General features: G+C 35.4%; 9 protein-coding genes and 1 tRNA gene. 3 read left to right on the top strand and 7 right to left on the bottom strand.

What is annotated here, in order from left to right:
- Positions 1–62: 62 nt before the first annotated feature.
- Both asnS and ACNQGD_RS03335 read right to left on the bottom strand, forming a co-directional pair.
- The gene (asnS, locus tag ACNQGD_RS03340) at positions 63–1,499 is read right to left on the bottom strand and encodes an asparagine--tRNA ligase (RefSeq protein ID WP_417994307.1); all 1,437 of its coding nucleotides are present in this window, start codon (positions 1,497–1,499) and stop codon (positions 63–65) included.
- Positions 1,500–1,934: 435 nt separating this feature from the next.
- Positions 1,935–4,349, bottom strand: a complete 2,415-nt coding sequence (locus ACNQGD_RS03335) for an efflux RND transporter permease subunit (RefSeq protein ID WP_417998299.1) — start codon at positions 4,347–4,349, stop codon at positions 1,935–1,937.
- A 197-nt stretch (positions 4,350–4,546) separates the two neighbouring features.
- On the opposite strand from ACNQGD_RS03335, the gene ACNQGD_RS03330 reads away from it, so the two are divergent.
- Together ACNQGD_RS03330 and ACNQGD_RS03325 are read left to right on the top strand one after the other, a co-directional pair.
- A complete protein-coding gene (locus tag ACNQGD_RS03330) occupies positions 4,547–6,817 on the top strand; it encodes a cation:proton antiporter (RefSeq protein ID WP_417998298.1) in 2,271 nt (756 codons plus the stop codon).
- A gap of 4 nt (positions 6,818–6,821) precedes the next feature.
- Positions 6,822–7,151 carry a DMT family transporter gene (locus ACNQGD_RS03325; protein WP_417994304.1) on the top strand — a complete coding sequence of 110 codons (330 nt, stop codon included), beginning with the start codon at positions 6,822–6,824 and terminating at the stop codon, positions 7,149–7,151.
- Here ACNQGD_RS03325 and ACNQGD_RS03320 read toward each other — a convergent pair.
- Positions 7,148–9,646, bottom strand: a complete 2,499-nt coding sequence (locus ACNQGD_RS03320; protein ID WP_417998297.1) for a DUF5686 family protein — start codon at positions 9,644–9,646, stop codon at positions 7,148–7,150. The two genes, ACNQGD_RS03325 and ACNQGD_RS03320, sit on opposite strands and share 4 nt — an antisense overlap.
- Before the next feature lie 154 nt (positions 9,647–9,800).
- Positions 9,801–11,189 (bottom strand): dipeptidase, encoded by a 1,389-nt coding sequence (locus ACNQGD_RS03315; RefSeq protein WP_417996478.1) that lies wholly within the window; start codon positions 11,187–11,189, stop codon positions 9,801–9,803.
- Between the two features lie 108 nt (positions 11,190–11,297).
- Here ACNQGD_RS03315 and ACNQGD_RS03310 point away from each other — a divergent pair.
- Positions 11,298–11,379: transfer RNA gene (locus ACNQGD_RS03310), tRNA-Leu, on the top strand.
- Between the two features lie 351 nt (positions 11,380–11,730).
- Here the strand turns inward: ACNQGD_RS03310 and ACNQGD_RS03305 are convergent.
- From ACNQGD_RS03305 to ACNQGD_RS03295, 3 genes are all read right to left on the bottom strand, one after another.
- The gene (locus ACNQGD_RS03305; RefSeq protein WP_417998296.1) at positions 11,731–12,465 is read right to left on the bottom strand and encodes a hypothetical protein; all 735 of its coding nucleotides are present in this window, start codon (positions 12,463–12,465) and stop codon (positions 11,731–11,733) included.
- A gap of 343 nt (positions 12,466–12,808) precedes the next feature.
- Entirely contained in the window at positions 12,809–13,390 is a 582-nt protein-coding gene (locus tag ACNQGD_RS03300; protein WP_417998295.1) for a DUF2335 domain-containing protein, read from the bottom strand.
- 6 nt (positions 13,391–13,396) lie between these two features.
- Positions 13,397–13,636 (bottom strand): hypothetical protein, encoded by a 240-nt coding sequence (locus ACNQGD_RS03295; protein WP_417998294.1) that lies wholly within the window; start codon positions 13,634–13,636, stop codon positions 13,397–13,399.
- Between the last annotated feature and the right edge of the window lie 161 nt (positions 13,637–13,797).

Here is a 13,797-nt window from a genome sequence, read left to right as displayed (position 1 = left end):
TCGTTTATTTGGTTATTTGGCATCGAATCCATAAATAACCAAATCCACAAATCAACTTTTTATTAAAATTCCGCATTCATTGGGGTTCTTGGAAAAGGAATTACGTCCCGAATGTTTGTCATACCAGTTACAAACAATACCAATCTTTCAAATCCAAGACCGAAACCGGAGTGAACAGCAGATCCAAATCTTCGGGTGTCAAGATACCACCACAATTCTTCTTCGTCAATTCCTAAGGCTTTCATTTTTTCGACCAAAACATCAAAACGTTCTTCTCTTTGTGAACCTCCCACAATTTCTCCAATTCCAGGGAAAAGGATATCCATCGCGCGAACTGTTTTTCCGTCTTCGTTCAAACGCATGTAAAATGCTTTGATATTAGCCGGATAATCAAACAAGATTACCGGGCATTTAAAGTGTTTTTCTACTAAATAACGCTCGTGTTCTGATTGTAAATCAGCACCCCATTCGTTGATGATATAGTTGAATTTTTTCTTTTTATTTGGCGTACAATCTCTTAAAATATCAATTGCTTCGGTATACGAAACACGTTTGAAATTGTTTTCCAAAACAAAGTTTAATTTTTCCAAAAGAGGCATTTCGCTTCTCTCTGCAACTGGTTTTGATTTCTCTTCATCCAATAATCTTCCTTCCAGGAATTTCAAATCCTCCGGACATTTGTCCAAAGTGTATTTGATTACATACTGAATAAAATCTTCAGCTAGATCCATATTGTCATTCAAATCATTGAACGCTACTTCCGGCTCAATCATCCAAAATTCTGCAAGGTGTCGTGAAGTATTGGAGTTTTCAGCTCTAAAGGTGGGTCCAAAAGTATAAATCTGACCCAAAGCCATGGCGAAGGTTTCTCCTTCCAATTGTCCCGAAACCGTAAGGTTCGTTTCTTTTCCAAAGAAATCTTCTTTATAATTCACTTTTCCGTCTTCGGTTCTTGGCGTTCCGTCAAATGGCAAAGCGGTCACTTTAAACATTTCACCCGCACCTTCGGCATCTGATCCGGTGATGATTGGTGTATTCACATACACAAAACCTTTCTCCTGAAAATAACTGTGAACGGCAAATGACAATACTGAACGTACGCGCATAATCGCTCCAAACATATTGGTACGCACTCTTAAATGCGCATTTTCACGCAAGAAATCCAAGCTCGGTTTATTTTTAGGTTGTATCGGGAATTTCTCTGCATCTGAATCTCCAAGGATTTCCAGTTGAGCTACCTGAATTTCAAATTTTTGTCCAGCACCTTTACTTTCCACCAAAGTTCCTGTAACAGATATGGCTGCTCCAGTTGTAATTCGCTTCAAGGTTTCATCTGGCGTGTTCTCAAAATCGACCACACACTGTATATTATCAATGGTCGAGCCATCGTTTAAGGCAATAAATTGATTGTTTCTAAAAGTTCTCACCCATCCTTTTGCATTCACTTCATGAAGCGTTGTTGTGCTGTTTAGTAAGTCTTTAACTTTTGTATGTCTCATTTTAGGTATATAAGTGATATTAAATAGTGTCTTGTAACTGAGCTGCAAATATAAAGGATTTGTTTTAAAAGTCCTTGTGCGAAATAGTGTAATCAGGAGCTATTTCCCGCTATCCGCTATATCTTTTACTTTTTAAAGGAAAAAGTAAAAGGATGCCGCTACTATCGGGGCTAAACCAATGGAGCTATTTGAAATTTTTCAGAATTATTCTGATGAATTTCCTGCACCGTTTTTTTTAACCTTGTAGGTTATGATAATAAATTTTAACACCTACAAGGTTAAAAAAAACGGTGCAGGATAGAACAAGATGAATTAAATGATTTTCTAGTTTCCACAATTCCTAGCCCTGATAGCAGTGAAAATCCTTCCTGTTTTTTTCTTTAAAAAATAGGAAGATTGTAACGAATAGCGGGAGAAAGCTCCTAATTATCTAATTTACTCTTTCTTCAAAGCATCAATTTCTTCATCACTTGGTTCAATGATATCAATTTTGGGTTCGATAAAATCCTGTTCGTTGGCCAGTGTTTTATTCAAGGTCAGTACCAAAGCCGGCAATAGCATCAAATTAGACAGCATTCCGAACAATAATGTCAACGAAATCAATCCGCCCAGCGCGATTGTTCCTCCAAAACTGGACAACATAAACACCGAAAATCCAAAGAACAACACGATAGAAGTATAAAACATGCTCAAGCCGGCATCCGTAAATGTGGCGTAAACCGATTTGCGAATTTTCCAGTTATTTTTCTTTAATTCTTCACGGTATTGAGACAGGAATCGTACGGTATCATCAACCGAAAGACCAAATGCAATCCCAAAAACTAATATCGTTGAGGGTTTCAGTGGGATGTCCAGAAAGCCCATGATTCCTGCAGTTAGCATTAAAGGTAGTAAATTTGGAATGATAGAAACCAACACCATTTTGAACGAACGGAACATAAAACCAATCAAAAGCGCAGTCAGAAAAAAGGCGAAAGCCAGGGACGAAAGCAAATTGTCCAGTAGGTAGCCAGTTCCTTTCTGGAAAACGAGTGCTTTTCCGGTGATGATCACTTTGTACTGATCGGGCGGGAAAATTTTATCGGCTTTTTTACGAATTTCAGCTTCAATTTTGGCAATATTATCCCCGTTTTCATCGCGCATAAAAGTCGTGATTCGAGCAAATTGTCCGGTCGAATCCACATAGCTTTTCATTAGGTTGTCTTTTGAGTTTTTTGTTGCATTTTTTGCATACGACAAAATAAAGGACTGCTCCTGTGATGTGGGCAATTCGTAATACTCCGGATTTCCGTTATAATACGCTTGCTTAGAATATTTAACCAGATTAACAATAGAAATGGGTTTTGACAATTCCGGGATTTCGTCAATGGTTTCCTCGAGTTCATCCATTCGCCTTAGTGTGGATAATTTCATGACTCCCTTTTTGCGTTTGGTGTCAATCATGATTTCGAGTGGCATCACCCCGTCAAATTCTTTTTCGAAGAAAACAATGTCTTCAAAAAAGGCTTCTTTTTTAGGCATGTCTTCAATTAAACTGCCGGAAATGCGCATTTCATAGATTCCTACAATGCTAATGACAAGTAAAACAATAGAAACGACATAAATTGAAAAGCGATTGTATTTTACGTTTCTCAGAATCCAATCCATGAAAACCTTGACGTAATTGCGGTCTAAATGTTCAATGTGACGCTCTTTTGGTGCCGGAATATAACTGTGAAAAATGGGGATGACAATAATGCACAAAAAGAAAAGTGCCATGATATTGATGGAAGTCACAACCCCAAATTCTAATAATAATTGGTTGTTTGAAGCCACAAATGTAGCAAAACCAATAGCTGTGGTAAGATTTGTCATCAAGGTTGCCATTCCTACTTTGGTGGTGACACGCTGTAATGCTTTGGCTTTATTGTGGTGAATTTTGTATTCCTGATGGTATTTATTGGTCAGAAAAATACAATTCGGAATTCCGATAACGATGATTAAAGAAGGAACTAAAGCCGTTAAAACCGTGATTTCGTAGTTTAATAATCCTAAAAACCCAAAAGACCACATCACGCCGATAATGACAATAATCATTGATATTAATGTCGCCCTAAAACTTCTAAAAAAGAAAAAGAAAAGCAATGAGGTGATTAATAAAGAGGCACCAATGAAAATGCTGATCTCATCAGTGACGGTTTTTGCATTCAGCGTTCGGATGTAAGGCATTCCGGAAACACGCAGATCGATTCCGGTTTCTTTTTCGAATGTTTCGACTGCAGGAACTAATTTGTCGAGGATAAAATCTTTTCGGGCTGCCGTGTTTACAATTTTTTTATCCATGTAAATGGCAGAGCGAATACTTCCGGATCTTTTGTTAAAAAGTAATCCTTCGTAAAAAGGCAAATCATTGAAAAGCTCTTTTTTGATTTTTTGAAGATACGCTTGATCAACCGTTTTGCTTTGGTCTACAAAAGGCACCAATTCAAAGGTTGCTAACGAATCATTTTTTTGTAATTTTTTCAAGTCATTTAATGAAATTACTAAATCAACCGCTTGGTCTCCTTTGAGAGTATTCATCAGTTTACTCCAGGAAGCATAAGCCTTCGGGGTAAATATGGTATTGTCTTTTACCCCGATGATGACTAGATTTCCTTCTTCCCCAAATTTATTTAAAAAAGCGTTGTATTCAATATTTACAATATTGTCATCCGGTAATAAATTGGCTTCGGTAAAAGCGAAGTGAATGTTTTTCCACTGTAGTGCTAAAAGAGCTGTTATCGCAACAATTATGGATAACATTAAAATTCTATTTCTAAGGACAATTCGAGCAATTAATTCCCAAAATCCCAAACTGAACCACTTGATCATATTTCATATTTAACAGCTGCAAAGGTAGTCAAAACCGCTATGAATCATTTGTTTTGAGTTAAACTTTTTGTTACGTAAATGGGACAATTTCGACGATTTTTTATTTTACAGAAAAATAATTTTGTGGCATATAAATTATACATTTGAATTTCTCATCTTTGTTTCTTCAAAGTAGGGGAAGTCAATATAAAAAAAATATGAAGAATTATAAAAACACAATATTTTATTTAAGTGTTACTGGTGGTTTTATTGCATTAATGTACTGGATTATAACCAAAGGAGAGAACTTAGAAGCAACAGAAACAATAGTTTCACCAGAGAGTGGCAACGGTTCTTGGAATGATTTTTTAGCTTCTATGCAACATAATTTTCAGGATCCGCTGGCGATACTTTTGGCACAAATTATTACAATAATTCTTGTTGCTCGTTTTTTTGGATGGGTTTTCAAGAAAATTGGACAGCCATCCGTAATCGGAGAGATTATTGCGGGGATTGTCCTTGGACCCTCTTTGCTAGGATTGTATTTCCCGGAGTTCTCCAGCGCATTATTTCCTGTCGAATCCTTAGGGAATTTAAAATTTTTAAGTCAGATTGGATTGATTCTTTTTATGTTCGTTATCGGAATGGAACTCGATTTGAAAGTGCTAAAAAACAAAGCCAATGAAGCGGTAGTAATCAGTCATGCCAGTATTGTAATCCCTTTTGCACTTGGGATCGGTCTGGCTTATTTTGTTTACAATCGATTTGCTCCGGAAGGCGTTAAATTCCTTGCTTTTAGTTTGTTTATGGGAATTGCGTTAAGCATTACCGCTTTTCCGGTTTTGGCAAGAATTGTTCAGGAACGAGGCATTCATAAAACTAAATTAGGTTCTATAGTCATTACGTGTGCTGCTGCTGATGATATTACCGCTTGGTGTATTCTGGCCGTGGTAATTGCAATTGTCAAAGCGGGAACTTTCGTCAGTTCCTTATACATTATTATGTTGGCAGTACTTTATGTTGCTGCTATGATTTTTATTGTAAAACCATTTTTGAAAAGAATTGGTGATTTGTATGGTTCAAAAGACACTATAATCAAACCGGTTGTCGCTATCTTTTTTCTCGTACTTATTCTTTCGTCGTATGCTACTGAAGTGATTGGGATTCATGCCTTATTTGGAGCATTTATGGCGGGAGCTATTATGCCGGATGTTCCAAAGTTCAGAACGATATTTATAGAGAAAGTTGAGGATGTTGCGTTGATACTTTTACTGCCGTTGTTCTTTGTATTCACGGGTTTGAAAACCGAAATTGGTCTTCTTAATGATCCGTATCTATGGAAAGTGACCGGTTTTATTATTTTGGTAGCCGTAGTGGGGAAATTTTTAGGAAGTGCTTTGGCAGCTAAATTTGTAGGGCAGAGTTGGCGAGACAGTTTGACTATTGGCGCCTTGATGAACACCAGAGGACTGATGGAATTGATTGTTTTAAACATCGGTTTAGAACTGAAAGTTTTGACTCCGGAAGTGTTTACCATGATGGTCATCATGGCCTTGGTCACTACTTTTATGACGGGACCGGCTTTGGATTTAATTAATTATATCTTCAAAACAAAAGATGGTGTTGAAATTATAGAGCCAACAAACCATAATAAATACCGAATTTTAATTTCGTTTGGGAACAACGAAAAAGGGAAATCCTTGTTGCGATTGGCGAATAGCTTGATAAAAAAACAAAAAAAATCTGCCAGTATTACGGTAATGCATTTGTCTTTAAGTGATGAGATGCATACTTTTAATATGGACGACAAAGAGAAAAATAGTTTTTATCCAATTGTTGAAGAATCCCAATTGTTAAATCAGGACATCACCACTATTTTTAAAGCAACGATGGATATTGAAACAGAAATTGCCGATGTTGCTAATCAGGGGGATTATGATTTACTGCTGGTAGGTTTGGGAAAATCAATATTTGAAGGTACTATTCTTGGTAAAGTAATCGGTTTTACAACTAGAATAATCAATCCGGATCGATTGATAGATAAGTTTACGGGGAAAGAAGGGTTGTTTGAAAATTCCCCTTTTGATGAAAGGACCAGACAGATTATTTCTAAAACCAAGATGCCAATAGGGATTTTGATTGATAAAGATTTACAGCAAGTAAACCATGTTTTTATTCCAATTTTTAGCCCAGAAGATTCATTTGTGATTGATTATATCCAAAAATTAATTTACAACAACAACTCTAAAATTGTTATTTTGGATGTCAATGGGCATGTCATTACTAATTTTGTAATCAAGAGCGCTATTGATTCTTTGGAACAAAAATATCCGAATAATATAAGTTTAATAACAGATGAAACTATTAAAAAGGAATTTTTGGACCAACAGGATTTAATGTTAATCAGTCTTGAAAGTTGGAAAGACCTCGTCGATTCCAGAAGCATTTGGCTAAGCGGCGTTCCTTCGGTATTAATTTTAAAACATTAAAAACATGAACTGGATTTTATTAATAATTGGAGGTTTTTTTGAAGTGGGTTTTGCCACGTGTTTGGGCAAAGCCAAAGAAAGTTCTGGAATGACAGCAACATTATGGTTGGGTGGATTCTTAATTTGCTTGGCAATAAGTATGGTGTTGCTTTACAAAGCTACACAAACATTGCCTATTGGAACAGCCTATGCAGTTTGGACAGGAATTGGAGCAGTTGGAACCGTTTTAGTTGGAATTTTCGTCTTTAAAGAACCGGCTGATTTTTGGCGAATATTTTTCATCACCACTTTAATCAGTTCAATTATTGGTTTGAAATTCGTTTCGAGTCATTAAAGGCCCAGATTAAGGACAAAACTTATTTTTACCGCAATATTATCTTGAAATTTACTCAGTTGGTTTGGTCCATAACGGTAAAATCCGCCTAATCCCAAACCATTATAAATTTGGTTTAGCTCTATTCCAGATTCGAAATAACCTTTGTTCAGCGTTTTGTAATCCAATCCAACATGTTGTTCCGGTTTTTGTAAATTTCCCCAAGCCATTCTGGATACAAGAACTAAGGAAGGCTTTACTTTTTTGAATAATGTTACGCGGCTAAAGCCATGTTTGAATTGAAAATAAGCATATTCACTCGAGAAAAATTCATTGAAAAACATGGTTTCAAAACTGTTTTTTCCTGCAAAAGTGATTCTCTGTAGGATAGTTTCCTTGGTAATATTATTAGGAGACGTATTGTACAAATGTGTCAGCGGTACATCACCAAGAGCATAACCGGCTTCGAAAAGTAAACTTGTTTTTTGACCGTTTAAATATTTTTTTTCATACTCGGTTTTGAAATCTAGTTTGCTGAATTCAAAATCATTTTGCAAAACCTTAGGCAAGGATTGTGTGTATTGAAAAGTGAATTTCGGAAAACGTTTCTCGACTTCAATTCGTCCCGTAGGCGTTTGCATATAATCGCTGAATGGATTCCAACGCAAAGAAACCATAGCGGTTGTCATAACATAACTCGAATATAATTTTTCGTTTAAGTTGTAGATGTAATTAAATTTTGGTTCTACTGCGGCTCGGGAAAATTCCCAGAAGCTTTCGGTTTTAGGAATAATTTTTGTTTCTATAAATGTTTTCCAACTCACATAATTGTAAAATGTACTGATGTTTATAGGTCGTGGATCATAGATTTTGAATGGTTTTTTATCAATTGTAAATACAGTGCTTGCAATTTCCCGAATGTCATCAGTATAGGAAACACCAATCCAAGAATTTGAAAATTTGCCAACTCGAGTTGCCATTCCCAAATTATATTTGAAATCACCATCCTTTGTTCCATAAGCGGTGTAGCCTTCGATTCTGAATTTTTTCGAAAATTGTTCATTGGTCATTCCGCCAATTCCCAATCTGAATCCTTCGTAATTATTATAGCGGAACAATTTACGTAAGTCTAAATCGAATTTTCCTATTGGTAAATATCCGTTGATGATTTTTCGTCCAAAACGGATGCGGCTTTCAATTCGTTTTTTAACTGAAATACTGTCCAGTGCCAAATATGTTTTTTGGCTTCGGCTGTCTAAACTGTCTTTTCTGTAGGTGTTCCAAAAATGTTCCGGTTTGTTAATTGCATCGTCTTTGATTTCGATGGTAACAGCTGATTTTTTAATTTGTACCGGAATGTTATACTGAATTTCAAAATTATTCGTGTGCGAAAGTAAATAGGTGAAATCGGAGGCGACTTTTTGTCTCTCTTTAAAATCGTGTTCTATATCTCCAGCAAATTGAATCGTTCCTCCAAGGATTTTTATATCGTCATCATTTTTGCCTTTTACAATTTTAAACGTTTTGTCTGTTGGGAACCATAATTTTTCACTTGGAATGTACTTAAAATCATGAATTCCGCTAATGTCCAGAACGCCTTTTATGCGCATCACCGCTTTGGCGACAGCAAAATTATTCCGATCAATATAAAGCACACCTTCCAGTCCTGATGCTTTCCTTTTTTTCTTGTTTTTGAAGTAAATCATGAAGGTGCTTCTGCCGTCAATGAGGAGTGAATCCAAGAGTTTGTAGTTGTAATCTTTTAGCGCATCATTGGCAATAGGACTGTTGTATTTGGTTTCAAAAAGCTCGTAACTGGAGTCGTAAATAGAGAAGGACTGCAAATTAAAAGCAATGATTTCATAAACTGGTTGCTTGAAACCAGCCATTTTTGTTCCTAGTATTGTTTCTTTTAAAGTAGTATTAGCAAATTGATATTGTGACACTTTTTCGGTTTGAAAAAGATGTTGTTTACTAATGACGTCTTTAAATTTATAATCGGATGAGTCAATTTTTGAGAATTGTTTGCCAATCGATTTTTTTACAAAAACAGAATCGATTCTTCCGTCAATCGAGTCAGGATTTGCGGTTACGGTGAGTTTATTGTAGGATTTAAACTCAAAACTGCGAAGCTTTTTTTGTGGATTATTGTTGGCTTTGTTTTCGATTGTCTTTCTGATAATTGCCAAAGCTGGGTTTTCATTTGAAATCCTCACTTCATTCAAATCATCCGTTTTTTGGGAAAGAACAACCACATAATAATTTTTGTTTTTTTCGATGGCAATCCTAGCTTTGGTGAAGCCAATATAAGAAATATCAAAAGCTGTAAAGGGAATTGTAGCTACAATGCTAAACTTCCCATCGACATCCGATATGGTGTTTAAGCCATTGTTTGTGGTAATTGTAGCAAACGGCAAGGGTTTGTTGGTAGTGGATTCTTTCACAATTCCATTAGCCTGAAATTGCGCCTGCAGCGTAAACGTTAAAAAAAAGAATAACAAACACAATTGCTTCATAAATAGGGTTTACTGCAAAACGGGTATAATTTCATTTTGGTATCGCAAAAGTAACAATAAAAAAATCCCTTCCCCTAATGGATTACCCCCAAATAGTGTATAACTCTTTGAGGGCAGTCTAGAAGAAGCTGATATAGGATTTAACGAAGGGAATTTATTTAGATAATTCCACAAAATATTTGTAAAACAACGGAATGGTTTCAATTCCTTTCAGGTAATTGAAGATTCCGAAGTGTTCGTTTGGTGAGTGAATAGCATCGCTGTCCAGACCAAATCCCATCAAAATGGTTTTGCTTTTCAGCTCTTTTTCGAATAACGCCACGATAGGAATGCTTCCACCGGAGCGCACGGGAATTGCGGGAACGCCAAAGGTTTCCGTATACGCCATATTCGCGGCTTTGTAGCCAATACTGTCTGTTGGGGTCACATAACCTTGTCCGCCATGATGTGGTTTTACTTTTACGGTAACGCCAGCAGGGGCTAGACTTGTGAAATGTTTCGTGAATAATTCCGTGATTTGTTCCCAATCCTGATTAGGAACCAAACGCATCGAGATTTTTGCGAAAGCTTTGCTTGCAATCACTGTTTTAGCGCCTTCTCCAGTGTAGCCGCCCCAGATTCCGTTGACGTCCAAAGTAGGGCGAATGGAATTTCTTTCGTTCGTTACATAGCCTTTTTCGCCGTAAACGTCATTTAAGTCCAATGCTTTTTTGTAATTGTCTAAGTTGAAAGGTGCTTTGGCCATTTCAGCTCTTTCTTCCAGCGATAATTCTGCTACATTATCGTAAAAACCAGGAATGGTAATGTGATTATTTTCATCATGAAGCGAAGCAATCATCTTGGCTAAAATATTGATTGGGTTGGCAACAGCTCCTCCATATAACCCGGAATGTAAATCACGGTTTGGTCCCGTAACTTCGACTTCTACATAACTCAATCCACGTAATCCTGTTGTAATTGACGGTTGTTGATTAGAAATCATTCCGGTGTCTGAAATTAAAATCACGTCATTTTTTAGTTTTTCCTGATTGCGTTCTACAAACCAGCTCAGACTTTTGGAGCCAATTTCCTCTTCGCCTTCAATCATAAACTTCACGTTACAAGGCAAAGTATTCGATTGAACCATGTATTCCAATGCTTTCACGTGCATGTACATTTGGCCTTTGTCATCGCAAGCGCCACGGGCAAAAATGGCTCCTTCAGGATGGATTTCAGTTTTCTTGATTACAGGCTCAAATGGAGGAGAAGTCCATAACTCCATAGGATCTGGTGGTTGAACATCATAATGACCATAAACCAAAATGGTTGGCAGGGATTTATCTATGATTTTTTCACCATAAACAATTGGGTATCCCGGTGTATCGCAAATTTCCACGAAATCACAGCCTGCTTTTTCTAAACTGGCTTTTACGGCATCAGCTGTTTCAAAAACATCGTGAGAATAAGCGGTGTCGGCACTTACGGAAGGGATTTTTAATAATTCGATTAACTCGTTGATAAAGCGATCTTTGTGTTCTTGAACGTATGCTTTAATATTTTCCATTATTTGAATTTATTTATAATTTCAAAAGTACAAAAAAGAGTATGAATAATTTTTGTGAAAATTGCTTTGAAAATTGGAAGTTAAGTGTATCTTTGCACTCAGAATTTCGCGGATATGGTGAAATTGGTAGACATGCCAGACTTAGGATCTGGTGCCGCAAGGCGTGTAGGTTCGAGTCCTATTATCCGCACTTTAAAAACGCAAACCCTTTATTTATAGGTGTTTGCGTTTTTTTGCTTTTAGAACTTGCCCAACCATTGCCCAACCATTTGGAAAACGGGCTTTTTTTAAACTTATTCAGATAAAAAAACCTCTCATTTTAGAAAGGTTTCGTTTTTCGGTTTCATACTGCTGATAAGATGGCGATTATTATTATTATTGCTAGGATTATGAGTTGCGGTTTAATGTCCTTTGATTCTTTTTTCATTTTAATAATTTTTATCTTGCATCGTTCTTTCTTTTACCTTCTGACAGTCTCTCAATGCTTTTGCCAACTAAATTAAAAGAAATTACTTAAATGGATATTACTTTTTTCTGATTTCTAGTTACTGCCTAACAAAATAGGTTTCAACTCCGAAATTTTTAAATCATATTCTACTTTATTTATTATACCTAATTCTAAATACTTTTTTAAATCTTCAATTTTTAATAAGGCTTGTTCTTTAGTGTAAATATAATTTGAGATCAGTGGTTTTAAAATTTCGCCAAAACCCAAATTTTTAGATAAAGACTCATAAACAGTTTCGCCTTTGGCATTTTTAATTGATAGTAATGTAATTCTATTATATTCACCTTGTTCCTCTCTCATCCAATTAAGAAAAAGGACTTCTTTATTATTTATTAAATCTTCCGGTATTTTTTTTTCATTATTAATTTCTTTACCCCTTGAATTAAAATCTTTAGCCACATCAACTATAATATACTTCTTTGCACCTATTAATGCTTCTAACAAAGTTGCTTTGTTACTTTGAGGCATCCATCCCCCAACATTTTCAATAACAATGTATTTATAATTATTTGAATTATTAATAAGGTGATCAGTAGTTATTTTAGAGTAATTATTTTTTAGAACCTCATTATTGACGGCGTCACTATAGGCTTGCGCCTCAGATTCATTTGCTTTTGCCATTCTATTCGCGACTGCATCTTGTGAAATTCTATTTAATGCGTCTCCCATTGGGTTTGGCTTACTCACATTAACATTTAAAGTGCTATACTGACTGAAACTTATTTGTATTGACAATACCATAACTAGTGTTAGTATTCCTTTTTTCATTTTTTAAGATTTAGATTAATCAAGCGTACTTTTCTGTTTATCAGTAAATAAACAATTAATAAACAAGAACTGCAATACCCACTTTTGGTGATATTTGAAATCTCACTTATGGTATATTTGCTTTAATAATTATTAAAAATGCCTAGAAAATTAACTTGTTCAATTGGATAAATTTTAAAATTGATGATATTATTCAATCCTGCCTTATGATGAATAGTGATGCTGGAATCAGCATTTTAGATTTAAAATATACAGTTATTGAAAAACCATTTTGAAGCAACAGTTAGAGTCTAAACAAAAAAAACCTATCAAAATTGATAGGTCTTTCTAGTATTTTTTTTGTCTATTCTTCTTCAGGAGGCGTTTCTTCTTTTGGTTTTTTCGATTTATTTAGTTTTCCAAGCACAAAAATACTTGCCATTGCAATAATTGTAGTACTTCCTAAAATAGAACCAATAGCCTCGTGTCCCGTACTTCCCAGATAAGTACTTGCAATTATTATTAAAAAACAAAGTACAAAACCAAATATTTGACCAGTCTTGCTTTGGCTTAATTGTGAATTAATTGCCGTTTTTTCAATAATCATTCGGTGTTCTTGCTGCTTTTCTGCCATTATCATGATTCTATCGGCTCCATTAGGAATAACGGAGTTGTATTGGACCATCGTTTCAGATGATGGAAGCGGTCCTGAATGATGATTTTGAGTAACACTCATCATACTAACCTTTCTGATGGTTTGTAGAATTTCACCTTTTTTTTGATTATTTATACCCTTAAACACATCCGGATTTAAATGCTCTAGTTCTTCTTCAATCTCTATAATTTCAGATGTAATACTATTCTCTTCGTGTGCTCTTTGTTGCTTTCTTGGATTATCTTTTACAATTGGATTTTTTATTGGTTTTTTAGGGGTATCTTTTGACATATTGAATTATTTTAAGCAAAGCTTTTTAAAGTTTTGCTTAACAAATTTCTTTTGAGCGTCACGGATGTCTTCACCAACGTTTTGCCAATCTGAGGTTAATGCTTTTTTGTCTGCTTCTGCTTCTGTTTCGGAGGTGTTGAACTCATAAAAATTACCCGGTAAGTTTAACACAGAACCGAAGCCTCTCCAAAAACTAGGTTTTGAAAATAAATAATTCGTTTCGTATATTACCTTTGTTTCTTCCATAACTATTATGTTAAATGTTTACTGAAAATAAAAAACAGTTTTTTTTAAGCGTGTGCAAAAGTAACATAATTATATTACTTTTAAAGTTACGCCTTAATTTTAAATTTTACACTGAAATAAAATTGTTTTTAATTCTTTTAAAATGCTCAAATATTATGCCT

The organism is Flavobacterium glucosi (assembly GCF_048286535.1).
GTDB lineage: Bacteria > Bacteroidota > Bacteroidia > Flavobacteriales > Flavobacteriaceae > Flavobacterium.
This window is presented reverse-complemented; position numbering and strand designations above follow the sequence as displayed.

Coding starts and splice junctions, on each gene's coding strand:
- ACNQGD_RS03325 (WP_417994304.1), top strand. CDS start 6,822: ATGAACTGGATTTTATTAATAATTGGAGGTTTTTTTGAAGTGGGTTTT.
- ACNQGD_RS03315 (WP_417996478.1), bottom strand. CDS start 11,189: ATGGAAAATATTAAAGCATACGTTCAAGAACACAAAGATCGCTTTATC.
- ACNQGD_RS03330 (WP_417998298.1), top strand. CDS start 4,547: ATGAAGAATTATAAAAACACAATATTTTATTTAAGTGTTACTGGTGGT.
- asnS (WP_417994307.1), bottom strand. CDS start 1,499: ATGAGACATACAAAAGTTAAAGACTTACTAAACAGCACAACAACGCTT.
- ACNQGD_RS03295 (WP_417998294.1), bottom strand. CDS start 13,636: ATGGAAGAAACAAAGGTAATATACGAAACGAATTATTTATTTTCAAAA.
- ACNQGD_RS03305 (WP_417998296.1), bottom strand. CDS start 12,465: ATGAAAAAAGGAATACTAACACTAGTTATGGTATTGTCAATACAAATA.
- ACNQGD_RS03335 (WP_417998299.1), bottom strand. CDS start 4,349: ATGATCAAGTGGTTCAGTTTGGGATTTTGGGAATTAATTGCTCGAATT.
- ACNQGD_RS03300 (WP_417998295.1), bottom strand. CDS start 13,390: ATGTCAAAAGATACCCCTAAAAAACCAATAAAAAATCCAATTGTAAAA.
- ACNQGD_RS03320 (WP_417998297.1), bottom strand. CDS start 9,646: ATGAAGCAATTGTGTTTGTTATTCTTTTTTTTAACGTTTACGCTGCAG.